This window comes from Micromonospora sp. MGP-C2 (assembly GCF_057766525.1).
Map to the genome: position 1 here is coordinate 3,478,276 of NZ_JBYMEN010000002.1, position 22,487 is coordinate 3,500,762.

Annotated in this window: 34 protein-coding genes; 2 read left to right on the forward strand and 32 right to left on the reverse strand. The window is 68.7% G+C overall.

Annotated elements, in window-relative coordinates; all coding sequences use genetic code 11:
• Positions 1–57 precede the first annotated feature (57 nt).
• From AC3CF1_RS15650 to AC3CF1_RS15660, 3 genes are read right to left on the reverse strand one after another with little or no spacing between them, the layout of a single operon-like run.
• Positions 58–1,020: an aldo/keto reductase gene (locus tag AC3CF1_RS15650; protein WP_354982875.1), complete on the reverse strand. Its 963-nt coding sequence runs from the start codon at positions 1,018–1,020 to the stop codon at positions 58–60.
• The gene (locus AC3CF1_RS15655) at positions 1,008–2,735 is read right to left on the reverse strand and encodes an ABC-F family ATP-binding cassette domain-containing protein (RefSeq protein WP_488450732.1); all 1,728 of its coding nucleotides are present in this window, start codon (positions 2,733–2,735) and stop codon (positions 1,008–1,010) included. Before AC3CF1_RS15655 ends, AC3CF1_RS15650 begins: the two co-directional genes overlap by 13 nt.
• A gap of 41 nt (positions 2,736–2,776) precedes the next feature.
• Positions 2,777–3,382, reverse strand: coding sequence for a class I SAM-dependent methyltransferase (locus AC3CF1_RS15660; protein WP_354982872.1), 606 nt, complete (start codon positions 3,380–3,382; stop codon positions 2,777–2,779).
• A 103-nt stretch (positions 3,383–3,485) separates the two neighbouring features.
• On the opposite strand from AC3CF1_RS15660, the gene AC3CF1_RS15665 reads away from it, so the two are divergent.
• Positions 3,486–4,568 (forward strand): hypothetical protein, encoded by a 1,083-nt coding sequence (locus AC3CF1_RS15665; protein WP_488450734.1) that lies wholly within the window; start codon positions 3,486–3,488, stop codon positions 4,566–4,568.
• 18 nt (positions 4,569–4,586) lie between these two features.
• Here the strand turns inward: AC3CF1_RS15665 and truA are convergent, their stop codons facing one another.
• The 9 genes from truA to AC3CF1_RS15710 form a co-directional block, all read right to left on the reverse strand.
• The gene (truA, locus tag AC3CF1_RS15670; RefSeq protein ID WP_488450735.1) at positions 4,587–5,417 is read right to left on the reverse strand and encodes a tRNA pseudouridine(38-40) synthase TruA; all 831 of its coding nucleotides are present in this window, start codon (positions 5,415–5,417) and stop codon (positions 4,587–4,589) included.
• 67 nt (positions 5,418–5,484) lie between these two features.
• The gene (rplQ, locus tag AC3CF1_RS15675) at positions 5,485–6,042 is read right to left on the reverse strand and encodes a 50S ribosomal protein L17 (RefSeq protein WP_088950225.1); all 558 of its coding nucleotides are present in this window, start codon (positions 6,040–6,042) and stop codon (positions 5,485–5,487) included.
• A 34-nt stretch (positions 6,043–6,076) separates the two neighbouring features.
• Positions 6,077–7,099 (reverse strand): DNA-directed RNA polymerase subunit alpha, encoded by a 1,023-nt coding sequence (locus AC3CF1_RS15680; protein ID WP_007465227.1) that lies wholly within the window; start codon positions 7,097–7,099, stop codon positions 6,077–6,079.
• Positions 7,100–7,198: 99 nt separating this feature from the next.
• Positions 7,199–7,825 (reverse strand): 30S ribosomal protein S4, encoded by a 627-nt coding sequence (rpsD, locus tag AC3CF1_RS15685; protein WP_030489600.1) that lies wholly within the window; start codon positions 7,823–7,825, stop codon positions 7,199–7,201.
• 13 nt (positions 7,826–7,838) lie between these two features.
• On the reverse strand, positions 7,839–8,246 hold the full coding sequence (rpsK, locus tag AC3CF1_RS15690) for a 30S ribosomal protein S11 (protein ID WP_030329919.1): 408 nt from the start codon (positions 8,244–8,246) through the stop codon (positions 7,839–7,841).
• Positions 8,247–8,333: 87 nt separating this feature from the next.
• Positions 8,334–8,714 carry a 30S ribosomal protein S13 gene (gene rpsM / locus AC3CF1_RS15695; RefSeq protein WP_088950226.1) on the reverse strand — a complete coding sequence of 127 codons (381 nt, stop codon included), beginning with the start codon at positions 8,712–8,714 and terminating at the stop codon, positions 8,334–8,336.
• 267 nt (positions 8,715–8,981) lie between these two features.
• Positions 8,982–9,095 (reverse strand): 50S ribosomal protein L36, encoded by a 114-nt coding sequence (gene rpmJ, locus AC3CF1_RS15700; RefSeq protein ID WP_088952025.1) that lies wholly within the window; start codon positions 9,093–9,095, stop codon positions 8,982–8,984.
• Positions 9,096–9,186: 91 nt separating this feature from the next.
• On the reverse strand, positions 9,187–9,408 hold the full coding sequence (gene infA / locus AC3CF1_RS15705) for a translation initiation factor IF-1 (protein ID WP_007073013.1): 222 nt from the start codon (positions 9,406–9,408) through the stop codon (positions 9,187–9,189).
• A gap of 334 nt (positions 9,409–9,742) precedes the next feature.
• Positions 9,743–10,288 carry a DUF1707 SHOCT-like domain-containing protein gene (locus tag AC3CF1_RS15710; protein WP_488450736.1) on the reverse strand — a complete coding sequence of 182 codons (546 nt, stop codon included), beginning with the start codon at positions 10,286–10,288 and terminating at the stop codon, positions 9,743–9,745.
• Between the two features lie 100 nt (positions 10,289–10,388).
• On the opposite strand from AC3CF1_RS15710, the gene AC3CF1_RS15715 reads away from it, so the two are divergent.
• The gene (locus tag AC3CF1_RS15715; RefSeq protein WP_328380910.1) at positions 10,389–11,492 is read left to right on the forward strand and encodes an IS30 family transposase; all 1,104 of its coding nucleotides are present in this window, start codon (positions 10,389–10,391) and stop codon (positions 11,490–11,492) included.
• Positions 11,493–11,589: 97 nt separating this feature from the next.
• Here AC3CF1_RS15715 and map read toward each other — a convergent pair whose 3' ends face one another.
• The 20 genes from map to rplB form a co-directional block, all read right to left on the reverse strand.
• The gene (map, locus tag AC3CF1_RS15720; RefSeq protein WP_099848674.1) at positions 11,590–12,441 is read right to left on the reverse strand and encodes a type I methionyl aminopeptidase; all 852 of its coding nucleotides are present in this window, start codon (positions 12,439–12,441) and stop codon (positions 11,590–11,592) included.
• Positions 12,442–12,528: 87 nt separating this feature from the next.
• Positions 12,529–13,182, reverse strand: a complete 654-nt coding sequence (locus AC3CF1_RS15725; protein ID WP_088950228.1) for an adenylate kinase — start codon at positions 13,180–13,182, stop codon at positions 12,529–12,531.
• Positions 13,183–14,511 (reverse strand): preprotein translocase subunit SecY, encoded by a 1,329-nt coding sequence (secY, locus tag AC3CF1_RS15730; protein ID WP_145778901.1) that lies wholly within the window; start codon positions 14,509–14,511, stop codon positions 13,183–13,185. It lies immediately after the preceding gene.
• 233 nt (positions 14,512–14,744) lie between these two features.
• On the reverse strand, positions 14,745–15,188 hold the full coding sequence (gene rplO, locus AC3CF1_RS15735; RefSeq protein WP_030329906.1) for a 50S ribosomal protein L15: 444 nt from the start codon (positions 15,186–15,188) through the stop codon (positions 14,745–14,747).
• Positions 15,188–15,370: a 50S ribosomal protein L30 gene (rpmD, locus tag AC3CF1_RS15740; protein WP_007465262.1), complete on the reverse strand. Its 183-nt coding sequence runs from the start codon at positions 15,368–15,370 to the stop codon at positions 15,188–15,190. The genes rplO and rpmD overlap by 1 nt, the downstream gene beginning before the upstream one ends.
• Entirely contained in the window at positions 15,370–15,984 is a 615-nt protein-coding gene (rpsE, locus tag AC3CF1_RS15745; RefSeq protein ID WP_088950231.1) for a 30S ribosomal protein S5, read from the reverse strand. Before rpsE ends, rpmD begins: the two co-directional genes overlap by 1 nt.
• Positions 15,985–16,017: 33 nt before the next feature.
• Complete coding sequence (gene rplR, locus AC3CF1_RS15750; protein ID WP_088950232.1) at positions 16,018–16,407, reverse strand: 50S ribosomal protein L18; 390 nt, start codon at positions 16,405–16,407, stop codon at positions 16,018–16,020.
• The gene (gene rplF, locus AC3CF1_RS15755; RefSeq protein ID WP_088950233.1) at positions 16,404–16,946 is read right to left on the reverse strand and encodes a 50S ribosomal protein L6; all 543 of its coding nucleotides are present in this window, start codon (positions 16,944–16,946) and stop codon (positions 16,404–16,406) included. Before rplF ends, rplR begins: the two co-directional genes overlap by 4 nt.
• A gap of 16 nt (positions 16,947–16,962) precedes the next feature.
• Positions 16,963–17,370 carry a 30S ribosomal protein S8 gene (gene rpsH / locus AC3CF1_RS15760; RefSeq protein ID WP_088950234.1) on the reverse strand — a complete coding sequence of 136 codons (408 nt, stop codon included), beginning with the start codon at positions 17,368–17,370 and terminating at the stop codon, positions 16,963–16,965.
• Positions 17,371–17,486: 116 nt separating this feature from the next.
• Positions 17,487–17,672: a type Z 30S ribosomal protein S14 gene (locus AC3CF1_RS15765; protein ID WP_007465272.1), complete on the reverse strand. Its 186-nt coding sequence runs from the start codon at positions 17,670–17,672 to the stop codon at positions 17,487–17,489.
• A gap of 1 nt (position 17,673) precedes the next feature.
• A complete protein-coding gene (rplE, locus tag AC3CF1_RS15770) occupies positions 17,674–18,240 on the reverse strand; it encodes a 50S ribosomal protein L5 (RefSeq protein WP_088950235.1) in 567 nt (188 codons plus the stop codon).
• Positions 18,240–18,560, reverse strand: coding sequence for a 50S ribosomal protein L24 (rplX, locus tag AC3CF1_RS15775; protein WP_179781030.1), 321 nt, complete (start codon positions 18,558–18,560; stop codon positions 18,240–18,242). Before rplX ends, rplE begins: the two co-directional genes overlap by 1 nt.
• Entirely contained in the window at positions 18,557–18,925 is a 369-nt protein-coding gene (gene rplN / locus AC3CF1_RS15780) for a 50S ribosomal protein L14 (protein ID WP_007465279.1), read from the reverse strand. Before rplN ends, rplX begins: the two co-directional genes overlap by 4 nt.
• Positions 18,926–19,023: 98 nt before the next feature.
• Positions 19,024–19,302: a 30S ribosomal protein S17 gene (gene rpsQ / locus AC3CF1_RS15785; RefSeq protein ID WP_030489590.1), complete on the reverse strand. Its 279-nt coding sequence runs from the start codon at positions 19,300–19,302 to the stop codon at positions 19,024–19,026.
• Positions 19,299–19,535, reverse strand: coding sequence for a 50S ribosomal protein L29 (rpmC, locus tag AC3CF1_RS15790; RefSeq protein ID WP_007465283.1), 237 nt, complete (start codon positions 19,533–19,535; stop codon positions 19,299–19,301). The genes rpsQ and rpmC overlap by 4 nt, the downstream gene beginning before the upstream one ends.
• Positions 19,535–19,960, reverse strand: coding sequence for a 50S ribosomal protein L16 (gene rplP / locus AC3CF1_RS15795; protein ID WP_007465292.1), 426 nt, complete (start codon positions 19,958–19,960; stop codon positions 19,535–19,537). The genes rpmC and rplP overlap by 1 nt, the downstream gene beginning before the upstream one ends.
• 3 nt (positions 19,961–19,963) lie before the next feature.
• On the reverse strand, positions 19,964–20,851 hold the full coding sequence (gene rpsC, locus AC3CF1_RS15800; RefSeq protein WP_088950236.1) for a 30S ribosomal protein S3: 888 nt from the start codon (positions 20,849–20,851) through the stop codon (positions 19,964–19,966).
• Positions 20,851–21,309 (reverse strand): 50S ribosomal protein L22, encoded by a 459-nt coding sequence (gene rplV, locus AC3CF1_RS15805; RefSeq protein ID WP_007465297.1) that lies wholly within the window; start codon positions 21,307–21,309, stop codon positions 20,851–20,853. The genes rpsC and rplV overlap by 1 nt, the downstream gene beginning before the upstream one ends.
• Before the next feature lie 41 nt (positions 21,310–21,350).
• Positions 21,351–21,632: a 30S ribosomal protein S19 gene (rpsS, locus tag AC3CF1_RS15810; RefSeq protein ID WP_007465299.1), complete on the reverse strand. Its 282-nt coding sequence runs from the start codon at positions 21,630–21,632 to the stop codon at positions 21,351–21,353.
• 12 nt (positions 21,633–21,644) lie between these two features.
• Entirely contained in the window at positions 21,645–22,484 is an 840-nt protein-coding gene (gene rplB / locus AC3CF1_RS15815; RefSeq protein ID WP_088950237.1) for a 50S ribosomal protein L2, read from the reverse strand.
• Between the last annotated feature and the right edge of the window lie 3 nt (positions 22,485–22,487).

Genomic DNA, 22,487 nt, shown 5'->3' on the forward strand with positions numbered 1-22,487 from the left:
GGCGCCCCGACTTCAAGGAACGCGAGTGGATCACGCGCCGGCGGGCGCCCGCCTCGCTCAGAGGATGGCGCGCAGCGCCGTCAGATCCTCGTCGCTGGGTTCCCAGGTGCCGGCAGCGGCGTTGGCCACCACCTGCTCGGGCGTGGTGGCACCGGCGATCACCGAGGTCACCGCCGGCTGGGCTGCCAGCCCACCGATCGCCACCTGGAGCATGGTCAGACCCCGCTCGGCCGCGTACGCCTCGATCGCCTCGATGGTGTCCCAGTCGGCTGCGGCGAGCCGCTCCGCGTACCGGCCACCGCCGGAGAGTCGGCTGCCGGCCGGCGGCTGACCCGAGCGCTTGTACTTACCGGTGAGCAGGCCGTTGGCGAGCGGGAAGAACGGCAGCATGCCGAGGCCGAACCGCTCGCAGGCCGGGATGACCTCGGCCTCCACCGAACGCTCCAGCAGGCTGTAGTGGTTCTGCGCACTGATGAAGCGGGCCCGACCGTTGGACGACGCGACCCAGTCCGCGTCGGCGATCTGCCAGCCGGCGAAGTTGGAGTTGCCCAGATAACGCACCTTGCCGTCGCGGACCAGGTCGTCCAGGGCGGCGAGGGTCTCGTCGATCGGGGTGCCCGGGTCGGGCTCGTGCATCTGGTAGAGGTCGATGTGGTCGGTGCCGAGCCGGCGCAGCGACGCCTCCACGGCACGGGCGATGTAGCGCCGCGAACCCCGGGCACCGAAGTCCGGCCCGTTGAGGCCGTTCATGTCCATGCCGAACTTGGTGGCCACCACCACGTCGTCCCGGCGCCCCTTGAGCGCCTGCCCGAGCAGTTCCTCGGAGCCGCCCTGCGGTTCGCCGTAGATGTCGGCGGTGTCGAAGAGGTTGATGCCGGCGTCCAGGGCGGCGTCCACCACCGCGCGCGTGCCGTCGAGGTCGAGCTTCCGGCCAAAGTTGTTGCAGCCGATGCCGACCACGGACACCACGAGCCCGGAGTCGCCCAACCGGCGATAGGTCATCTCAGTCACGAGATCCACCCTATGCCCGCCGGACGCGGCGGGCCCGGGGACCGCTCAGCCCAGTCCCAGACCGGCTCCGGAGTCTCCACCACCTCGTTGTCACCCCGGAACAGCACGAACCGGTCGAAGGACCGGGTGAACCAGCGGTCGTGGGTGACCGCGATCACCGTTCCGTCGAACGCGGTCAGACCCGCCTCCAGTGCCTCCGCGCTGGCCAGGTCGAGGTTGTCGGTGGGTTCGTCGAGCAGCAGCAGGGTCGCCCCGGACAGCTCCAGCAGCAGCACCAGGAACCGGGCCTGCTGCCCACCGGAGAGCGTGCCGAAGCGCTGGTCGCCCTGCGCGGCCAACTCGTAGCGGCTGAGCACCCCCATCGCGGCGTGCCGGTCCATCCCGGTGCGATGCTCGTCACCCCTCCAGAGGATCTCGACCAGCGTCTTCGACATCAGCTCCGGCCGGTCGTGGGTCTGGGAGAAGTGACCGGGTCGGACCCGGGCACCGAGGCGGGCCGTGCCGTCGTGCGCCACCGGGGCGAGCGCGCCCGCCCCGTCGACCGGCCCGTTCGCCGGGTCGGGGTCGGTGCCGCCCCGGGCCAGCAACCGCAGGAAGTGCGACTTGCCGCTGCCGTTGGCACCGAGCACCGCCACCCGGTCGCCGTACCAGATCTCCAGGTCGAAGGGGAAGGTCAGGCCGTCGAGCTCAAGCTGCTCGCAGATGACCGCGCGCTTGCCGGTCCGCCCGCCGCTCAGCCGCATCCGGATGTCCTGGTCCTTCGGCGGTACGGGCGGCGGCCCGGCCTCCTCGAACTTGCGCAGCCTGGTCTGCGCGGCCTGGTAGCGCGAGGCCAACCCGTCGTTGTACGCGGCCTTCTGCTTGTACATCAGCATCAGCTCGCGCAGCTTCTGGTGCTCCTCGTCCCAGCGACGACGCAGCTCGTCCAGGCGGGCGTGCCGGGCCACCCGGGCGGAGTGCCAACTGGCGAAGCCACCCGGGTGCACCCAGGCGCTGCCACCCTCGACGGCGACCACCCGGTCGGCGCTCTGGGCCAGCAGCTCGCGGTCGTGCGACACGTAGAGCACCGACTTGGTCGACTCGCGCAGTCGCGCCTCCAGCCAGCGTTTGCCGGGCACGTCGAGGAAGTTGTCCGGCTCGTCGAGCAGCAGCACCTCGTCCGGGCCGCGCAGCAGCAGCTCCAACGCGAAGCGCTTCTGCTGGCCACCGGAGAGGGTGCGCACCGGCCGGTCCCGCACGGTGTCCCAGGGCAGGCCGAGCACGATTGTCGCGACGGTGTCGAAGAGCACCTCGGCGTCGTACCCGCCGGCCTCGCCCCAGGCGCCGAGCGCGTCGGCGTACGCCAACTGGGCCTTGCCCGCGGCGTTGCTGAACTTGCCGTGGGCCTCGGCCGCCCGCATGGCCGTCTCGGTCTCGCCGAGCCGGCGGCCGGCGTCGCGCAGCGCGGGCGGGGCCAGCGACAGGGCGAGGTCGGCGAGCGTCGACTCGTCCCCGATCATGCCGATGAACTGGCGCATGACGCCCAGCCCACCGGCGCGCGCGACGACGCCGCTCCGCACCGGCAGGTCACCGGCGACCATTCGCAGCAGCGTCGTCTTCCCCGCGCCGTTCGGGCCGACCAGGGCGACCTTGGCGCCCTCCCCGACCCGGAACGACACGTCGGCGAAGAGTTCCCGACCGTCGGGCAGGATGTGCCCGACCCCTGCCACGTCCACGTATCCCACGCGGGGATCCTGCCCCAGCGAGGGGCGGAGGGTATATCCAATTACCGGGTGACTCGCAGCACCCGGAAGCCCTTCTGGCTGGCGTGCCGCTCCACCTGCCAGCCCTGTTCGGTGAGCCAGCGTTGCAGCGAGTCGCCGCCGAGGTGCCGGGCGACGACCAGCCAGCCGACGCCGTCCGGCGCGAGGCGGGGCAGCCACCGCAGCAGCAGGTCGTGCAGCCCGTCCTTACCAATCCGAATGGGAGGGTTGGACCAGATCTGGGCGAACGAGACGTCGGCCGGCACGTCGTCCGGCGCGCTGACCCGGACCCGGTCGCCGGCGCCGATCCGGACCGCGTTGGCGGCGGTCAGCTCGCGGGCGCGGGCGTTGACGTCGACGGCCCAGACGGTGCTCGCGGGCGCGAGGTCGGCCAGAACGCAGCTGATCGGCCCGAATCCGCAGCCCAGGTCGAGCAGGTCGCCGCTGGTGTCGGCGGCGGGCAGCTCGGCCTTGCGCAGCAGGACCGCCGTGCCCGGGTCGAGCCGGCTGGCGGAGAAGACCCCGCCGGCCGAGGCGAGCCGGTAGTCGCGGTCGGCGACGGAGAACTCGATCTCGCGCGCCGGGGCGTCGCTGGCAGGCTGCGCGGTGAAGTAGTGGTCGCCGGTCACGCCGGCAATTCTCGCACCGGCCCGGGCCGGCCATGACACGGCCTACGCACACATTTCCTGGATATTATCCCCAAAAGGGACAACGGCTCTTACTCTGGGCGACATGGTGTATCGGTACGAGTCCGATGAGGACGCTTTCGAGGAGTACCCGGAGCCCGGGTCCGACCTGTCGGTGCTCGGCGCCGGTCCGCCCCCGCCCGCCGGGCCCTCTCCGTCGCGCTTCCCCACGCCGTCGCTGCCGCGAGCGAACCAGCTCTCGCTGCCGTCGTCGTCGCCACCACCGCCGCCACCGCCACGGCCGACTCGTGCCGAGACGCCGCCCGCCGCGCCCCGTGGCCACGTCTACAGCTCGGCGTCGCCGATAGAGCCGTCAGCCCGACGCGGCGGCGGCCGACTGTGGCAGGTGCTGATCGGCGGCGCAGCCGTCCTGGTGCTGCTCGCCCTCTGCGGCCTGGGCGCCGCCGCGCTGCTCGACAACCGCGACCAGCAACCGCAGGCCACCCCGACGTTCCAGCCGAACGCCGCCCCGACGTCCGCCGCGGCGCAACGGCTCACCCTGGACTCCCGGGACACCGACCAGGCCCCGCTCACCGCCAAGGAACTCTTTCCCGGCAAGGAGTTGAAGCTCAACGACGGCCAGCCGAGCTACCAGGTCCTCAAGACCCAGTCCAGCGCCAGCTGTGCCGTCGCCGCCACCGGCGAGGTCGCCGACCTGCTGGTCCGACTCGGCTGCAACCAGATCGTCCGGGCCACGCTGCGGACACCCGACGGGGACCATCTGGTCACCACCGGCCTGTTCAACCTCACCGACAAGGTCAGCGCGGAACGGGCCCGGGACCGGATCCGGCCGCTGCTCGACGAACGGCAGGGCCGGTTCCGTGGCCTCACCGCCGGCGAGGGCGACGGCACCGACGTGCTGGCCAGCGCCCCGGCGCGGGTGGGCTGGCAGGTCCGGGGCCACTACCTGGCATACGCGCTGGTGGTCCAGAAGGACGGTGCGGCGATCAAGGCGGGAGACGCCAAGGTCGGCGAGATCCTGTTCGACATGATCGAGCTGCACCTCAGCCGGGGGGTGTTGCAACAGCGGGCCGACGGTGGCAGCGCCGGACAGCCGACGGCGGCGCCGACCGGCAGCAGCGGAACCCAGGGTGGCAGCACCGACGACGGCGAACTGCCGGGCAACTGACCGGCACGTCGTCGACGGTCAGCCCTCGACCGGGACCCGCAGCCGGCGGGTGAGGTCGGCGCGGCGGGCATAGTCGGCCGGGTCGGCCGGGTAGCCGACCGCGACGAGGGTCAACCCGCGCGCCGGGGCCACTGTCACCTCACTGGAACGAACCTCACTGGTGAGCAGGCTGCCCGGCCACTCGACCGGGCGGCGGCCGTCACCCGCCACCAGCATCGCCCCCACCAGGCTGCGCACCATCGCCTGGCAGAACGCGTCGGCCTGCACGGTGGCCACCAGGATGGCGTCCGGGTCGCGACGCCAGTCCAGCCGGGTCACCTCGCGCAGCGTGGTCGCGTTCTCCTTGCGCCGGCAGTACGCGGCGAAGTCGTGCTCACCGACCAGACCGCTCGCCGCGGCGTTCAGCGCCGCCAGGTCCAGGGGCTTGGGCCAGGCCAGCACCTCGTGCCGCCGCAGCGGCTCCGCACCGAAGGGCGCGTCGGTGACCCGGTACTCGTAGCGCCGGAAGGTGGCCGAGAACCGGGCGTCGAAGTCGGACGGCACCTCGGTCATCGCCCGTACGCGTACGTCGGTGGGGAGCAGGCGGGCCAGCCGACGCAGCAGCCGTCCCTCGTGCTCCCGCCACACGTCGACGGGCAGATCCAGGTGGCACACCTGCCCGGTGGCGTGCACTCCCGCGTCGGTCCGCCCGGCCACCGTCAGCCCGGTGGCCGTACCGGCGCCGAGGACGAGGTCCAGGGTCTCGACCAGCACCCCCGCGACGGTGCGCCGGGTCGGCTGGGCGGCCCAGCCGGAGAAGCCCGTGCCGTCGTACGAGACGTCCAGCCGCAGCCGGATCCGCTCGTCCACCTCGTACCTCCTGTCATGGGTCGGGCCCGACACCCCGATGGGGTGCCGGGCCCGACGTTGCCCTTGATCAGGCCTTGTTCTCGGTGGCCTCGTCGCTGTCCTCACGGGCGGCGTCGGTGTCACCGGACGCCGACACCGGCGCCTCGGAGTCCTGGTCGGCCGGGGCCGACTTCGGGGTCTCGTCGGCTGGGGCGAGCGCCTCGACCTTGTCCTGCTGCGCGGCCTTGCGGGCGGCGGTCTTCTTGTTCGCCTTCGGCTCGGCGACCTGAAGCTCCTCCACCAGCTCGATGATGGCCATCGGCGCGTTGTCACCCTTGCGCGGACCGGTCTTCACGATCCGGGTGTAACCGCCGGGGCGGTTGGAGTACCGGGGCGCGATCTGGTCGAACAGGGCGTAGACCACGTCCTTGTCCTTGACGACACCCAGCACCCGCCGCCGCGAGGCGAGGTCACCGCGCTTGGCCTTGGTGATGAGCTGCTCGGCCAGCGGACGCAGCCGCCGAGCCTTCGTCTCGGTGGTCTGGATCTTGCCGTGCTGGAACAGCGCGGTCGCCAGGTTGGCGAGCATCAGCCGCTCGTGCGAGGGGCTGCCGCCGAGGCGGGGGCCCTTGGTGGGCGTGGGCATTTTTGGTGCTCCTCAGTTGTGGCGGCAGCGCGGACTAGAGCTGCTCGGTCTCGCGGTAGTCGTCGGTGTCGTAGTCGGCCTCGCCGAAGGTGTCCACGACGTGCGCCGGGTCGAAGTTCGGAGCCGAGTCCTTCAGCCCGAGACCCATCCCGGCGAGCTTCATCTTGACCTCGTCGATCGACTTCTGCCCGAAGTTGCGGATGTCGAGGAGGTCGGCCTCGGTACGCCCGATGAGCTCACCAACGGAGTTGATGCCCTCGCGCTTGAGGCAGTTGTAGGAGCGGACGGTGAGGTCCAGCTCCTCGATCGGCAGTGCGAGGTCCGCCGCCAGCTGGGCGTCCTGCGGGGACGGCCCGATGTCGATGCCCTCGGCGGTCTCGTCCAGCTCCCGGGCCAGCCCGAACAGCTCGACCAGCGTCGAACCGGCGGAGGCCAGCGCGGTACGCGGACCCATCGACGGCTTGGTCTCGACGTCGATGATCAGCCGGTCGAAGTCGGTGCGCTGCTCGACACGGGTCGCCTCGACGCGGTAGGTCACCTTCAGCACCGGCGAGTAGATCGAGTCGACCGGGATGCGGCCGATCTCGGCGCCGGACTGCTTGTTCTGCGCCGCCGTCACGTAGCCCCGGCCCCGCTCGACGGTCAGCTCCATGTCGAGCCGGCCCTTGCCGTTGAGGGTGGCGAGCTTGAGATCCGGGTTGTGCACCGAGACGCCGGCCGGCGGCTGGATGTCCCCCGCGGTCACGTCGCCCGGGCCCTGCTTGCGCAGGTACATGCTGACCGGCTCGTCGTGCTCGGAGCTGACGCACAGCTCCTTGATGTTCATGACGAGCTCGACCACGTCCTCCTTGACACCGGGGATCGTGGTGAACTCGTGCAGCACGCCGTCGATCTTGATCGAGGTGACGGCCGCGCCCGGGATCGACGACAGCAGCGTGCGCCGCAGCGAGTTGCCCAGGGTGTAGCCGAAGCCCGGCTCCAGCGGCTCGATGGCGAACCGGGACCGGGTCTCGTTGATCGACTCCTCGGACAGGGAGGGTCGCTGGCTGATGAGCATCTTTTCTCTTCTCTTCCGGGCACCCGCTATTTGACGCCCACGACACAAACTGTTCCGGTGGCCCGCCCCCGGGAGGGCGGGCCACCGAACGAGCTCGGACTACTTGGAGTAGAGCTCGACGATCAGCTGTTCCTGGACCTGCGTGTCGATGACCTGCCGGGCCGGGAGGGAGTGCACGAGCACCTTCATCTGGCTCGGGATGGCCTCAAGCCACGCCGGAACCGTCTTCGAGCCGGCCTGAGCCTGCGCGACGATGAACGGGGTGAGCTCCTTGCTCTTGCCCCGAACCTCGATGATGTCGTGCTCCTTGACGCGGTACGACGGGATGTCGACCTTCTTGCCGTTCACCGTGAAGTGACCGTGCTTGACCAGCTGGCGGGCCATGTCCCGCGAGTGGGCGTAGCCGGCCCGGTAAACGACGTTGTCCAGCCGCGACTCGAGGATCTGCAGGAGGACCTCACCGGTCTTGGCCTGCTTGCCAACGGCTTCCTCGTAGTAACCGCGGAACTGCTTCTCCAGCACGCCGTAGACACGACGGGCCTTCTGCTTCTCGCGGAGCTGGAGCAGGTACTCCGTCTCCTTCGTGCGGCCGCGGCCGTGCTGCCCGGGCGGGAACGGCCGGGACTCGAACGGGCACTTCGGACCATCGCACTTGCTGCCCTTGAGGAACAGCTTCATCTTCTCCCGCCGGCAACGGCGGCAGTCTGCACCGGTGTAACGAGCCATCTCTCTCTACCTCTCAGACCCGGCGACGCTTCGGCGGACGGCACCCGTTGTGCGGCTGCGGGGTGACGTCGGCGATCTGCCCGACCTCGAGGCCCACGGCCTGCAGCGAACGGATGGCGGTTTCCCGGCCGGAGCCGGGGCCCTTGACGAACACGTCGACCTTGCGCATGCCGTGCTCCATGGCGCGACGCGCGGCAGCCTCGGCGGCCAGCTGCGCGGCGAACGGAGTCGACTTGCGGGAGCCCTTGAAGCCCACCTGGCCAGCGGAGGCCCAGGAGATGACCGCACCGGTCGGGTCCGTGATGGACACGATGGTGTTGTTGAACGTGCTCTTGATGTGCGCCTGCCCGTGGGCGACGTTCTTGCGTTCCTTGCGCCGGACCTTCTTGACAGCGGCTCCGGCACGAGCCTTCGGTGGCATAAGTCTGTGCGCTCCTAGTTGACTTTCCGGATTGGGTTGCGGCCTGACCCACCTCGGCGGCGGCCGACCCCGTCATCCGGTTAAGAACTACTTCTTGCCGGGCTTCTTCTTGCCGGCGACGGTCCGCTTCGGGCCCTTGCGGGTCCGTGCATTGGTCTTGGTCCGCTGGCCACGCACGGGCAGACCCCGGCGGTGCCGGATGCCGGCGTAGCAGCCGATCTCAACCTTGCGGCGGATGTCAGCGGCGACCTCGCGGCGCAGGTCGCCTTCAACCTTGTAGTTGCCCTCGATGTGGTCGCGGAGCTGCACGAGCTCCTCGTCCGTGAGGTCCCGAGCGCGCTTGTCCGGCGAGATGCCGGTAGCGGCGAGTGTCTCCTGGGCGCGGGTGCGACCGAGCCCGAAGATGTAGGTGAGCGCGATTTCCATCCGCTTCTCGCGGGGGAGATCCACGCCGACTAGACGTGCCATGTGCGGGCGTACTCCTTGTGATGTGTGGCGGAGGTGTGGACCCGTCCCATCCCGCTACCGACTGTCCCGTCCTTCCGACGCGATGAGCGCCGGCGACCGGGAACGGTCGCTGCCCGAGCGGGCCCCGGCCTCCGACCGGGGGTCAGCCACGCAGGAGTACGTCTCGCGTACCGCTCGTGGCTGGGACGAGCATGTGTGATGTGTGTGTCGCTGAGGATCCGCCTGGACCAACGCCACCCGGCCGGTGTTACGGCCGGACGGGCTGAGTCAGCCCTGGCGCTGCTTGTGGCGCGGGTCGCTGCAGATGACCATGACCCGGCCGTGCCGGCGGATAACCCGGCACTTCTGGCAGATCCTCTTGACGCTCGGCTTGACCTTCACGGTTGCCTTACTTCCCATCTGGCCCGGGGACGCGCGTTGCACGACACCAGACGTCGAAGACGGACACGGGACTTCCCGGTCGTCGTCAGGACTACTTGTAGCGGTAGACGATGCGCCCGCGGGTCAGGTCGTACGGCGAAAGTTCGACGACGACCCGGTCCTCCGGAAGGATGCGGATGTAGTGCTGCCGCATCTTGCCGCTGATGTGAGCCAACACCTTGTGGCCGTTCGCGAGCTCCACCCGGAACATGGCGTTCGGCAGGGGCTCGATGACCCGACCCTCGATCTCAATGGCTCCGTCTTTTTTCGGCATGTCCTCCGCTGTCCTGACGTCGATTGCTCCGGGCGGCCCACAACGTCTTACACGGAAATCTGATCAGAATCAGAAAACCGCGCCAGCCGCGGCTCCAGGTCCCACCGAAGCGCAGGGTGGGCATGCCGGAGTGGACGCTGTGCGCCGATCTGAAAGTGTACGCCGGCCTGCACTCGCACGCCAAACCGGCCACCCACCCAGCCCTGTCCCCCACCCCCAGGGACCCACCCCCAGCCCTGTTGATCATGAAGTTAGCGTCACAACACGCCGGGAACGGCGGCGACAACCTCATGATCGACGGGCGGGGTGTGGGCCTGGGGGGCGGGGTTGGGGGTCAGGGGGTTGGTGGGGGGTTTTCTGGGTTGGTGGTGGGGGCTTTGCGCTTTGCCTGTTTGCGCTGTCGCTTGACCGCTTGACGCCTTGGCTCTCCCCCGGCCAGCCCGGTGACCGTCTGGACCGCCAGCACCGCGCCCCACGGCCCCGCCACCCAGGCCGGCCAGAAGTAGAGCAGATCCTGGCTGAGCAGTGACGTCACCGCCCAGATGGTCACCACGATGGCGATCACCTTCAGGTACGGCAGCCACACCTCGGCCAGCCAGCGGGCCGTGACGCCGCGCGCCACCGGGGCAGGCTGGTCACCGACACTCGGCGGGGCAGCCGGGGTGAGCGGCGACAGCGCCGAACGCTCCACCGGCGCAACAGGCGGCAGGTCGGTCAGCAGCCCGTCCAACTCGGCGTACGTGCGCGCGGCGTAGGCACGCTGCAACCGCTCGTCGTACTCGTGCAGATCCAGCCGACCCTCGTTGAGGGCGACCCGTAACCGGTCGGCCACCGCCGTACGGTCCGAGTCCGAGGCTCGCATCCCGTCGCGCCCGTCCATGCCGGCAAGCATGCCACCGTCACGCCAGTCATGCCCCACCCCAGGGCTCAGTCGATCATGAGGTTATCGCCACCGTTCCCGGGGTGGTTTCTAAGGTTCAGTGCAACTGATCTTGGTTGTGCTGGGGGTGTTGGTGGCCAGGCCGGGTGTGTTGACGTTCGGGCATCGGCAGGTGTTGGAGCATCTGTGGGGTGCGGGTCGGCGCATTAGTGAGATCGCCGGTTTGTTGGGGGTGCCGGTGTGCACGGTGTCTCGGGAGGTGTCCCGGTATCACTCTGCGCGGCATGGGACGAAGAACCCGCTCGGGCGGTCGTTGCCGTCGGGGCGGGCACGGGCCCCGTATCGGTGGGGGTATCAGGCGCAGTGGGCGCAGCGGCGTGCGGATACGGCGCGTCGGCGGTCGAAGGCGTCGAAGTTGGGTCCGGGGACGCGGCTGCGGCAGGTGGTGCGGGGGAAACTGGCGCGTAGGTGGTCTCCGAAGCAGATCGCCACGTGGTTGCGGACCACGTTCGCTGACCGGCCGGAGTTGTGGGTGTCGCACGAAACGATCTACCAGGCGATCTACGTTCAGTCGCGGGGCAGCCTGCGCGAGGAGTTGACCCGACAGGTCGCCCTGCGTTCGGGACGAGCTGATCGGCGCCCACAGTCACGGGCCGCCGCGGGTGGCCGTAGTCGCCGGCCGTGGATCGGGGACCTGCACATCAGTGCCCGTCCCGCCGAGGCCGACGACCGGGCGGTGCCCGGGCACTGGGAAGGTGACCTGGTCATCGGTAAGGCCGGCCGTTCGGCGATCGTCACCCTCGTCGAACGGGCCACCCGCTACGTCATGCTCGGCGCCCTCCCGCAGGGCCGCGACACCGAAGCCGTCATCGCCGTGCTCACCGACCTCGCCCAGCGTCTACCAGCACATCTGCGCCGCTCCCTGACCTGGGACCAAGGCAGCGAGATGGCCGCTCACGCGGCATTCACCGTCGCCACCGGCTGCCCGGTCTACTTCTGCGACCCCCACAGCCCCTGGCAACGCGGCTCCAACGAGAACACCAACGGCCTGCTACGCCAGTACTTCCCCAAAGGCAGCTACGACTTCCGCAGCATCGATCAGGCAGGCCTCGACGAAGTCGCCCACGAGATGAACACCCGCCCCCGCCAGACACTCGGCTGGGCAACCCCAGCCGAGCGCCTGGACCACCTCATCGCCACCTGACGATTGCACTCACCCCTTGACCCCAAGCGGCGTGTCGTGACCACAACTTCATGATCAACGGGAGGTGCCGGGGGTGGAGGCCCTGGAGTGGGAGGTTTCAGGGGGTTTTGGAGGCGGCGGGTTGACGGGCGGTCACCAGGTCGCCCAGGCGGGCCCGGCCGCCGTCGAACGCGGTCAGCACCCAGACCCCGTCCGGCAGCAGAGCCATCGAATGCTCGACGTGCGCCGCCACCGAGCCGTCGCGGGTCACCACCGTCCACCCGTCGGACAACTCGACAGTACGCGGGGACGCCATCGTGATCATCGGCTCGATGGCCAACGCCATGCCGGGGACCAGGCGTGGGCCCTTGCCCGGCCGACCGTGGTTGAGCACGTGCGGGTCCTGGTGCATCTCGGTGCCGATGCCGTGCCCGCCATAGCCGTCGACGATGCCGTACCGGCCACCCTTGCGGACGGCGGTCTCCACCGCGTGCGAGATGTCGGTGAGTCGGCCCTTGCCGCTGGCCGCACCGCGGGCTGCGGCGGCGATGCCGGCCCACATCGCGTCCTCGGCCACCGCGGCCATCTTCAGCAGAGCCGGGTCGACCTCGCCGACCCCGACGGTGATCGCAGAGTCGCCGTGCCACCCGTCCAGGACCGCACCGCAGTCGATCGAGATCAGGTCACCGGCCTGGAGCACCTGCTTCGGCGACGGGATGGCATGCACGATCTGCTCGTTGACCGAGGAGCAGATCGACGCCGGGAAACCGTGGTAGCCCTTGAACGACGGAACGCCACCCGCCTCGCGGATGGTCGACTCGGCGATGGCATCCAGATCGGCGGTGCTCACCCCGGGGGCGACAGCCTCCCGCATCCGGCGAAGCGCCTCGGCGACCACCAGCCCGGCGGCCCGCATCTTCTCGATCTGGTCAGGGGTCTTCAGCTGGATGTCCAGCTGGGGACGACGCATGGAGCGATTACCTTTCGTTGCCGAACAGCGGGGCACATAACGCGTACCCCGCTGTTCGCACTCTATCCGCCGTGGCCCGGCCGGACCTCAGCCGCCGTACGACCGCAGGGCGTCGATGGCCCGGGTGGTCACGTCCTCCACCGGGCCGGTGGCGTCGATCCCGACCAGCTTGCCCTGAGCGCCGTAGTAGTCGACCAGGGGTGCGGTCTTCTCGCTGTATTCGCGGAGCCGCGTCGCGATCGTCTCCGGCTTGTCGTCGTCGCGCTGGAACAGCTCGGCGCCGCACCGGTCACAGATGCCGGGCCGGGTCGTGGCGTCGAACTCGACGTGCCAGATCTTGCCGCAACCCCGGCAGGTGCGCCGGCCGGAGAGCCGCCGGATCACCTCGTCGTCGTCGACCACCAGCTCCAGGACCAGATCGAGCGCGGTGCCCAGGTCAGCGAGGAGCTTGTCCAGAGCGGCCGCCTGCGGAGTGGTCCGCGGGAAACCGTCGAGAAGGAAACCCTCGCTGGCGTCGGGCTCGGCCAGCCGGTCCCGGACCATGTTGATGGTGACCTCGTCCGGAACCAGCTCGCCCGCGTCCATGTAGCGCTTCGCCTCGACCCCGAGCGGCGTGCCCTGGGTGACGTTCGACCGGAAGATGTCTCCGGTCGAGATCTTCGGCACCGAGAGGTGCGCGGCGATGAACTCGGCCTGTGTGCCCTTGCCCGCCCCCGGCGGGCCAACCAGAACGAGTCTCATCTACCGCAGGAACCCTTCGTAGTTCCGCTGCATGAGTTGGCTCTCGATCTGCTTCACGGTCTCCAGACCGACGCCGACCATGATGAGCACAGCGGTGCCGCCGAACGGGAAGTTCTGGTACTGCTGGTTGTCCAGCCAGATGAAGAAGAAGTTCGGCAGGATCGAGATGACGCCCAGGTAGAGCGCGCCCGGCAGGGTGATCCGACTGAGGATGAAGTCCAGGTAGTCGGCGGTCGGCTTGCCCGGGCGGATGCCCGGCACGAACCCGCCGTACTTCTTCATGTTGTCCGCGACCTCGGTCGGGTTGAACGTGATCGAGACGTAGAAGTACGTGAAGAAGATGATCAGCAGGAAGTAGACCGCGATGTAGATCGGGCTGCTCGGGTTGACCAGGTTGTTCTGGATCCACGCCTGGGTCTTGCCCGGGTCGTTCTGATCGAAGAACTGCAGGGCCAGCTGCGGCAGGTAGAGCAGCGACGAGCCGAAGATGACCGGGATGACACCCGCCTGGTTGACCTTCAACGGGATGTAGGTCGAGGTGCCGCCGTACATCCGCCGGCCGATCATCCGCTTGGCGTACTGCACCGGAATGCGGCGCTGCGCCTGCTCGATGAAGGTGACCGCGGTGATGACCACCAGGACCAGCGCGATGACCAGGGCGAACATGTCCCAGCCCTTGCTGGTCTTGATCTGCCAGCCCTCGCTGGGCAGCCGCGCCGCGATCGAGGTGAAGATCAGGACGGACATGCCGTTGCCGACGCCCCGGTCGGTGATCAGCTCACCGAGCCACATGACCATGCCGGTGCCGGCGGTCATCGTCATCACCAGGATGGTCAGGGTCAGCCAGTCCGGGATGCCGGTGCCGGTGGGGATGATCGGGAACTGGTCGCACTTGTTTTGGAACAGCTGCCCGGAGCGGGCCAGGGCCACGAAGGCCGAGGCCTGGAGCACACCGAGGCCGAGGGTCAGGTAGCGCGTGTACTGCGTGATCTTCGCCTGACCGGCCTGGCCCTCCTTGCGGAGCTGCTCCAGACGCGGGATCACGACGGTCAGCAGCTGCAGGATGATCGACGCGGTGATGTAGGGCATGATGCCCAGCGCGAAGACCGAGAGCTGTAGCAGCGCTCCGCCGGAGAAGAGGTTGAGCAGGTTCACCACCCCGGTGGTGTCCCCCTGGATGGTGTCGAGGCACTTCTGCACATTGCCGTACGAGACGCCCGGGCTGGGGAGCGTCGCGCCCAGCCGGTAGACCGCAATGATGCCTACTGTGAACAGCAGCTTCTTGCGCAGGTCAGGCGTACGGAACGCACTGAGAAAGGCGGACAGCAACTTCTTCCTCCTGCGCGAGGCGGGCCGCCGGTGATCCCTGGCGGGTCGGGGTGGATCACGGGCGAGCGCCCGCAATCCATGGCTGGGATGGGACTCTAACAGCCCCACCCCGGTCCGGGCAGATGCGCCCGACTACATAAATCGATTCCGATATTACCGGGCGCTCAGGCCCCAGGCAGACCATGGCGCCCGCCAGTTGCTCACAACTGGACGGGCGCCATGGGTTGTACGCCTTACAGCTCGGTGACGGAGCCACCGGCAGCAGCGATCTTCTCCTTGGCCGACGCACTGAACGCGTGCGCAGACACCTGGAGCGCCACACCGCCGAGATCCCCGGTGCCGAGGACCTTGACCGGGTGACCCTTGCGGACCGCGCCGGACTCGACGAGCTCCAGCGGGCCGACCTGACCACCATTCGGGAACAGCTCAGCGAGCCGGTCCAGGTTGACCACCTGGAAGACGACCTTGAACTTGTTCTTGAAGCCCTTCATCTTCGGAAGGCGCATGTGGATGGGCATCTGCCCACCCTCGAACGCCGCCGAGATGTTCTTACGGGCCTTGGAACCCTTGGTACCGCGACCAGCGGTCTTGCCCTTGGAACCCTCACCGCGACCCACACGGGTCTTCGCGGTCTTGGAACCGGGCGCCGGGCGCAGGTGGTGAACCTTGATCGTCATTACTCGACCTCCTCGACCTTCACGAGGTGGCTCACAGTGAAGATCATGCCGCGGATCTCGGGCCGGTCCTCCTTGACCACCACGTCGTTGATCCGCTTGAGACCGAGCGAACGCAGCGACTCACGCTGGTTGTGCTTGGTCCCGATACCGGACCGGAGCTGGGTGACCTTCAGACGTGCCATCAGCGAGCCACCCCCGCACGCGACGCCAGCATGGCTGCCGGCGCGACGTCCTCCACCGGCAGACCACGACGCGCCGCGACCTGCTCGGGGGACTCAAGCCCCTTCAGGGCCGCCACGGTGGCGTGCACGATGTTGATCGGGTTCGACGAGCCGAGGCTCTTCGAGAGCACGTCGTGGATCCCGGCGCACTCCAGCACGGCGCGCACCGGACCACCGGCGATGACACCCGTACCGGCCGAGGCCGGCTTGAGCAGCACGACGCCAGCGGCGTCCTCACCCGTGATCGGGTGCGGGATCGACTGGCCGATCCGCGGAACCTTGAAGAAGTGCTTCTTGGCCTCCTCGACACCCTTGGCGATGGCCGCGGGCACCTCCTTGGCCTTTCCGTAGCCCACGCCGACCGTGCCGTCGCCGTCGCCCACGATCACCAGGGCGGTGAAGCTGAAGCGACGACCACCCTTCACGACCTTGGCGACGCGGTTGATCGCGACGACCCGCTCAAGGTGCGGGGTCTTCTCGACGGGCGCGTTTCCGCGGCCGCCCTCACGGCGGTTGTCGCGGCGACCACCCTCGTTGCCACCGGACCCGCCGCCACGGCGCTGTTGACCTGGCATCAGCAGCCTTCCTTATCTCTCGTGACGGGGTTGTTAGAACTCGAGCCCGGCTTCGCGGGCGGCATCGGCAAGCGCGGCGACTCGCCCCGCGTACCGGTTGCCACCGCGGTCGAAGACGACCTTGGAGACGCCGGCGGCCTTGGCCCGCTCGGCGAGCAGCGCGCCCACCTTGCCAGCCAGGGCGCTCTTGTCGCCCTCCGTACCACGCAGCGAGGCGTCCAGGCTCGACGCCGACGCCAGGGTGTGACCCTTGGTGTCGTCGACGACCTGGGCAACCATGTGCCGCAGCGAGCGGGTGACGACCAGGCGCGGACGCTCGGCCGTACCACTGACGTTCTTGCGGACGCGGAAGTGCCGACGCGCACGCCCGACGGCGCGCTTGGCGGCAACGCCGCGGCGGCGCTTGAGCAGCGTGGCGCTCACTTCTTACCTGCCTTTCCAGCCTTGCGGCGGATGACCTCGCCCTGGTACTTCACGCCCTTGCCCTTGTAGGGCTCCGGCGGGCGGATCTTCCGGATGTTGGCGGCGACCTCACCGACCTGCTGCTTGTCGATGCCAGCCACGTGGAACAGGGTCGGCCGCTCCACCGTGAAGGTGATGCCCGCCGGGGCGGGGACGACCACCGGGTGCGAGAACCCGAGCGCGAACTCGAGGTCCGAACCCTTGGCGGTGACCCGGTAACCGGTGCCGGCGATCTCCAGGCTCTTGCGGTAGCCCTCGGTGACCCCGACGATCATGTTGGCAACCAGCGTACGGCTCAGGCCGTGGAGTTCCTTGGCCTTGCGCTCGTCGTTCGGCCGGTTGACGCTCAGCTGCCCATCCTCGGCCCGCTCGACCGTGATCGGCTCGGCGAGGGTGTGCTCAAGCTGGCCCTTGGGGCCCTTGACCTTGACGGTCTGCCCGTCGATCGTGATGTCGACGCCGGCTGGCACCGGGATCGACTTACGTCCAATTCGCGACATTTCTACCAGTCTCCCGTTACCAGACGAAGGCGAGGACTTCCCCGCCAACACTCCGCTTGCGGGCCTGCCGGTCGGTCAGCAGCCCCTGGGACGTCGAAATGATCGCCACGCCCAGCCCACCGAGCACCCGCGGGAGCCCGTCCGACTTGGCGTACACCCGGAGACCGGGCTTGGACACGCGCTTGATGCCGGCCAGGCTCCGCTCGCGGCTCTGGCCGTACTTCAGCTCGACGACCAGTCGCTTGCCGACGGCGCCCTCTTCGGGCTCCTCGACCGACCAGGCAGCGATGTAACCCTCGGCCTTCAAGACCTCGGCGATGTTCGCCTTGATCTTGGAGTAGGGCATCTTCACCTGATCGTGGTACGCCTGGTTGGCGTTACGCAGACGCGTGAGCATGTCTGCGATCGGGTCGGTCATCGTCATGGATTTCGTCAGCCTTTCTCGCCGGGGTTCCCCGGGCATCAGCCCCGGGCCTACGGCGAAGAGCAATACCTAATCGGTGCAGGAGTTCCCGGCCGACGGCCGGGACGCGGTCGCCCTTACCAGGAAGCCTTGGACACGCCCGGCAGCTCACCGCGGTGAGCCATCTCCCGGATGCAGACCCGGCAGAGCCCGAACTTGCGGTAGACCGCCTTCGGACGCCCGCACCGCTGGCAGCGGGTGTACGCGCGAACCGAGAACTTCGGCTTCGCGGCCGCCTTGATGATCAGCGCCTTCTTGGCCATCTCAGTTCTCCTTGAACGGGAAGCCCAGGAGCTTGAGCAGCGCCCGGCCCTCGTCGTCGGTCGTGGCGGTCGTGACCACCGTGATGTCCATGCCCCGCTGGCGATCGATCCGGTCCTGGTCGATCTCGTGGAACACCGACTGCTCGGTCAGACCGAACGTGTAGTTGCCGTGCCCGTCCAGCTTGCGCCCGTCCAGGCCGCGGAAGTCGCGGATACGCGGCAGCGCGATGGAGAGCAGCCGGTCCAGGAACTCCCACATCCGGTCGCCACGAAGGGTGACCTTCGCGCCGATCGGCATGCCCTCGCGGAGCTTGAACTGCGCGATGGACTTGGTCGCCCGCCGCACCTGCGGCTTCTGGCCGGTGATCGTGGCGAGGTCGCGGACCGCGCCGTCGATCAGCTTGGCGTCGCGAGCAGCCTCGCCGACACCCATGTTGACGACGACCTTGACCAGCCGCGGCACCTGCATGGGGTTGCCGTAGCTGTGCTGCTCACGCAGCTGGGCCACGATCTCGTTGCGGTACCGCTCCTTGAGGCGCGGCAGGGTCTTTTCGGTAGCCGTGGTCATCACAGGTCCTTACCGGTGCTACGCGCGATGCGGACCTTCTGGCCGTTGTCGTCGATCCGGTAACCGACGCGGGTCGGCTTGCCGTCGGAGTCCAGGACCTGCACGTTCGAGACGTGGATCGGGGCCTCCTGAGTGACGATGCCGCCGGTCTTGGCGCCACGCTGGGTGGTGCTGATACGGGTGTGCTTCTTGACCCGGTTCACGCCCTCGACCAGGACCTTGTCCTGCCGCGGGTAGGCCGCGATGACCTTGCCCTTGGCACCCTTGTCCTTGCCGGCGATGATGACGACCGTGTCGCCCTTCTTGACCTTCACGGTCACAACACCTCCGGCGCGAGGGAGATAATCTTCATGAACCGCTTGTCCCGCAGCTCCCGGCCCACCGGGCCGAAGATGCGGGTACCACGCGGGTCCCCGCCGTCCTTGATGATGACGGCGGCGTTCTCGTCGAAGCGGATGTACGAGCCGTCCGGCCGACGCCTCTCCTTGGCGGTGCGAACGACGACCGCCTTGACGACGTCGCCCTTCTTCACACCGGCACCCGGGATCGCGTCCTTGACCGTGGCCACGATGACGTCGCCGATGCTCGCGTAGCGCCGACCCGAGCCACCGAGAACCCGGATGCAAAGGATCTCCCGAGCACCCGTGTTGTCGGCGACGCGCAGTCGCGACTCCTGCTGAATCACGTCTATCTCCTATGTCTGCCGGTTCTCCGGCCGCCGTAGCGGCCGGCCGGAGCCTGGCGGAACCTACGCCCGACGCAACCGCCGGGCTCGAGCCTTCGCTACTTGGCCTTTTCCAGGATCTCCACGATCCGCCAACGCTTGGTGGCGCTCAGCGGCCGGGTCTCCATGATGAGAACCCGGTCGCCGGTGCCAGCGGCGTTCTGCTCGTCGTGCACCTTCAGCTTGGCCGTACGGCGCATGATCTTGCCGTACAGCGCGTGCCGAACCCGGTCCTCGACCTCGACCACGACGGTCTTGTCCATCTTGTCGCTGATCACCAGGCCCTCGCGGACCTTGCGGCGCGACCGCGCGGCGGCGGTGGCGGTCTCTTCGGTCATGATGCAGTCACCTCAGTCGGCGCGGCCGAGAGCCCCAGCTCACGCTCACGCATGATCGTGTAGATCCGGGCAATCTCCCGACGGATGACCTGCAGCCGCCGGTTGTTGTCCAGCTGCCCGGTTGCGGCCTGCACGCGGAGGTTGAACAGCTCCGCCTTGGCCTCCCGCAGCTTCGTGACCAGCTCCTCTTCGGAGAGCTCACGCAGCTCGGTCGCCTTAACGCCCGCTGCCATCAGGATTCACCCACTTCGCGCGTAACAATGCGGCACTTCATCGGGAGCTTGTGGATCGCGCGACGCATGGCCTCTCGCGCGATCTGCTCGTTGGGGAAGGACATCTCGAAGAGAACCCGCCCCGGCTTGACGTTGGCGACCCACCACTCGGGCGAACCCTTACCGGAACCCATCCGGGTCTCGGCAGGCTTCTTGGTGAGGGCCTGGTCCGGGAAGATCGTGATCCAGACCTTGCCACCACGCTTGATGTGGCGAGTCATCGCGATACGTGCCGACTCGATCTGCCGGTTCGTCACGTACGCCGGCTCGAGAGCCTGGATCCCGAACTCGCCGAAGACCACCCGGTTACCACCCTTGGACGCGCCACTGCGGTCCGGGTGGTGCGGCTTGCGGAAGCCCTTCGGGGGCTTGCGCGGCATCAGCATCTGTCAGCCCTCCTGCTGCGTTTCTGCCGGCTGAGTCGCGGCCGGAGCGGTAGCCGTTGCGGCGACAGCTGCGCTGTCGACCGGCTCGCCACTCGGCGTCTCGGCCTGCTGCGCGATGGTGGTCGCAGCAGCCCGGCCGGCCTCGGTGCCACCAGCCGTGGTGCCGGACGAACCCGACCGACCACGGCGCGGACGCTCGGGACGGTCGCCACGCTCACCACGACGCGGGCGGGACGGACCGGCCTCGGCCGGAGCCTCCCGGCCCGGAACGGCGTCGCCCTTGTAGATCCAGACCTTGACACCGATCCGGCCGAACGTCGTACGGGCCTCGAAGAAGCCGTACTCGATGTTGGCCCGCAGCGTGTGCAGCGGAACCCGGCCCTCACGGTAGAACTCGGTCCGGCTCATCTCGGCGCCGCCCAGGCGACCCGAGACCTGAACCCGAATGCCCTTGCAGACCGGGTTCTTCATCGCCGACTGCATGGCCTTGCGCATCGCCCGACGGAAGCTGACCCGGCTGGACAGCTGCTCGGCCACGCCCTGCGCAACCAGCTGGGCGTCCGACTCGGGGTTCTTCACCTCGATGATGTTCAGCTGAACCTGCTTGCCGGTGAGCTTCTCCAGCTCGCCGCGGATCCGGTCGGCCTCCGCACCCTTACGGCCGATGACAATGCCCGGCCGGGCGGTGTGGATGTCGACGCGAACCCGGTCGCGGGTGCGCTCGATGTCGACCTTGGAAATCCCGGCACGCTCGAGGCCCTTGGACATCATGCGGCGGATCTTGACATCCTCGCCGATGTAGTCCTTGTAGAGCTTGTCCGCGAACCAGCGGGACTTCCAGTCGGTCGAGATGCCGAGCCGGAACCCAGTGGGGTGAACCTTCTGACCCATTACTCGGCGTCCTCCGTCTTGCTCTGCGCTTCGGCCGGTGCGGCCTCCGTGGCCGGGGCGGCCTTCTTCGCCGCGGCCTTCCTCGGCGCTGCCGGCGCGACCGCTTCGACCGCCACAGTGATGTGGCAGGTGCGCTTGCGGATTCGGTACGCCCGACCCTGCGCCCGCGGCTGGAACCGCTTCATCGTCGGGCCCTCGTCAACGAAGGCCTCGCTGACGAGCAGCGCGTCAGGGTCCAGCCGCTCGTTGTTCTCCGCGTTGGCAATCGCGCTAGCGAGCACCTTGTACACCTGCTCGCTCGCAGCCTGCGGCGCGAACTGCAGCACCGTTAGCGCCTCCTTCGCGGGCAGGCCGCGGACGAGGTTGACCACCCGGCGCGCCTTCATCGGCGAGATGCGCACGTGCCGCGCAACCGCCCGCGCGCCCGGAAGCACCGGAGCGTCGCCCTTTCCTGGCATCGCTGTAACCCCTTGTTCCCTCTATCCGTATGCCCGCGGCGTCAGCGCCGACGGCTCTTCCGGTCGTCCTTCTCGTGACCCTTGAACGTGCGGGTCAGCGCGAACTCGCCGAGCTTGTGCCCGACCATCGCCTCGGTCACGAACACCGGGACGTGCTTACGTCCGTCGTGCACGGCGATCGTGTGCCCCAGCATCTCGGGGATGATCGTCGAGCGCCGCGACCAGGTCTTGATCACGTTCTTGGAACCCTTGTCGTTCTGTACTTCCACCTTCTTGAGCAGGTGGTCGTCGACGAACGGGCCCTTCTTCAGGCTGCGAGGCATGTCTTATCTCCCTCAGCCGCGCTTACGCGTGGCGTAGCGGCGGCGGACGATCAGCCGGTCACTCGGCTGGCCCTTACGGCGGGTGCGGCCCTCGGGCTTACCCTGCGGGTTGACCGGGTGGCGACCACCGGAGGTCTTACCCTCACCACCACCGTGCGGGTGGTCGACCGGGTTCATGGCGACACCACGGACGGTCGGGCGCTTGCCCTTCCACCGCATCCGGCCGGCCTTGCCCCAGTTGATGTTCGACTGGTCGGCGTTGCCGATCTCGCCGACGCTCGCGCGGCAGCGCACGTCCACCCGCCGGATCTCGCCGGACGGCATACGCAGGGTCGCGTACGCGCCCTCGCGGCCGAGCAGCTGGATGCCGACGCCGGCGGAACGAGCCAGCTTGGCCCCGCCACCCGGACGCAGCTCCACGTTGTGGATCGTGGTGCCGACCGGGATGTTGCGCAGCGGCAGGTTGTTGCCGGGCTTGATGTCGGCGCCCGGACCGGACTCGACGCGGTCGCCCTGCTTCATGTCCTTCGGCGCGATGATGTACCGCTTCTCGCCGTCGGCGTAGTGCAGCAGCGCAATGCGCGCCGTGCGGTTCGGGTCGTACTCGATGTGAGCGACCTTCGCCGGCACGCCGTCCTTGTCGACCCGCTTGAAGTCGATCAGACGGTACTGGCGCTTGTGACCGCCGCCGTGGTGACGCGTGGTGATCCGGCCGTGGGCGTTACGCCCGCCCTTCTTCGGCAACGGAGCCAGCAGCGACTTCTCCGGCGTGGACCGAGTGATCTCGGCGAAGTCAGCGACGCTGGAGCCACGTCGGCCCGGCGTCGTCGGCTTGTACTTACGGATAGCCATTGT

Excerpts from the sequence above, each read along its gene's own strand:
- rplO (WP_030329906.1), bottom strand. The coding sequence starts at position 15,188 with ATGACGATCAAGGTTCACCACCTGCGCCCGGCGCCCGGTTCCAAGACC.
- AC3CF1_RS15680 (WP_007465227.1), bottom strand. The coding sequence starts at position 7,099 with ATGCTCATCAGCCAGCGACCCTCCCTGTCCGAGGAGTCGATCAACGAG.
- AC3CF1_RS15710 (WP_488450736.1), bottom strand. The coding sequence starts at position 10,288 with ATGGACGGGCGCGACGGGATGCGAGCCTCGGACTCGGACCGTACGGCG.
- rplF (WP_088950233.1), bottom strand. The coding sequence starts at position 16,946 with ATGTCGCGAATTGGACGTAAGTCGATCCCGGTGCCAGCCGGCGTCGAC.
- rpmD (WP_007465262.1), bottom strand. The coding sequence starts at position 15,370 with ATGGCACGTCTGAAGGTCACCCAGCTCCGGTCCGGTATCGGGACCAAG.
- infA (WP_007073013.1), bottom strand. The coding sequence starts at position 9,408 with ATGCCGAAAAAAGACGGAGCCATTGAGATCGAGGGTCGGGTCATCGAG.
- map (WP_099848674.1), bottom strand. The coding sequence starts at position 12,441 with ATGCGTCGTCCCCAGCTGGACATCCAGCTGAAGACCCCTGACCAGATC.
- rplB (WP_088950237.1), bottom strand. The coding sequence starts at position 22,484 with ATGGCTATCCGTAAGTACAAGCCGACGACGCCGGGCCGACGTGGCTCC.
- AC3CF1_RS15665 (WP_488450734.1), top strand. The coding sequence starts at position 3,486 with ATGGTGTATCGGTACGAGTCCGATGAGGACGCTTTCGAGGAGTACCCG.
- rpmC (WP_007465283.1), bottom strand. The coding sequence starts at position 19,535 with ATGGCAGCGGGCGTTAAGGCGACCGAGCTGCGTGAGCTCTCCGAAGAG.
- rpsC (WP_088950236.1), bottom strand. The coding sequence starts at position 20,851 with ATGGGTCAGAAGGTTCACCCCACTGGGTTCCGGCTCGGCATCTCGACC.
- rpsH (WP_088950234.1), bottom strand. The coding sequence starts at position 17,370 with ATGACGATGACCGACCCGATCGCAGACATGCTCACGCGTCTGCGTAAC.
- rpsM (WP_088950226.1), bottom strand. The coding sequence starts at position 8,714 with ATGGCACGTCTAGTCGGCGTGGATCTCCCCCGCGAGAAGCGGATGGAA.
- AC3CF1_RS15765 (WP_007465272.1), bottom strand. The coding sequence starts at position 17,672 with ATGGCCAAGAAGGCGCTGATCATCAAGGCGGCCGCGAAGCCGAAGTTC.
- rplE (WP_088950235.1), bottom strand. The coding sequence starts at position 18,240 with ATGACCACGGCTACCGAAAAGACCCTGCCGCGCCTCAAGGAGCGGTAC.
- rpsQ (WP_030489590.1), bottom strand. The coding sequence starts at position 19,302 with ATGACCGAAGAGACCGCCACCGCCGCCGCGCGGTCGCGCCGCAAGGTC.
- rpsE (WP_088950231.1), bottom strand. The coding sequence starts at position 15,984 with ATGCCAGGTCAACAGCGCCGTGGCGGCGGGTCCGGTGGCAACGAGGGT.
- rplP (WP_007465292.1), bottom strand. The coding sequence starts at position 19,960 with ATGCTGATGCCGCGCAAGCCCCCGAAGGGCTTCCGCAAGCCGCACCAC.
- rplV (WP_007465297.1), bottom strand. The coding sequence starts at position 21,309 with ATGCCAGGAAAGGGCGACGCTCCGGTGCTTCCGGGCGCGCGGGCGGTT.
- rpsK (WP_030329919.1), bottom strand. The coding sequence starts at position 8,246 with ATGCCACCGAAGGCTCGTGCCGGAGCCGCTGTCAAGAAGGTCCGGCGC.
- rpsS (WP_007465299.1), bottom strand. The coding sequence starts at position 21,632 with ATGCCTCGCAGCCTGAAGAAGGGCCCGTTCGTCGACGACCACCTGCTC.
- AC3CF1_RS15725 (WP_088950228.1), bottom strand. The coding sequence starts at position 13,182 with ATGAGACTCGTTCTGGTTGGCCCGCCGGGGGCGGGCAAGGGCACACAG.
- rpsD (WP_030489600.1), bottom strand. The coding sequence starts at position 7,825 with ATGGCTCGTTACACCGGTGCAGACTGCCGCCGTTGCCGGCGGGAGAAG.
- rplQ (WP_088950225.1), bottom strand. The coding sequence starts at position 6,042 with ATGCCCACGCCCACCAAGGGCCCCCGCCTCGGCGGCAGCCCCTCGCAC.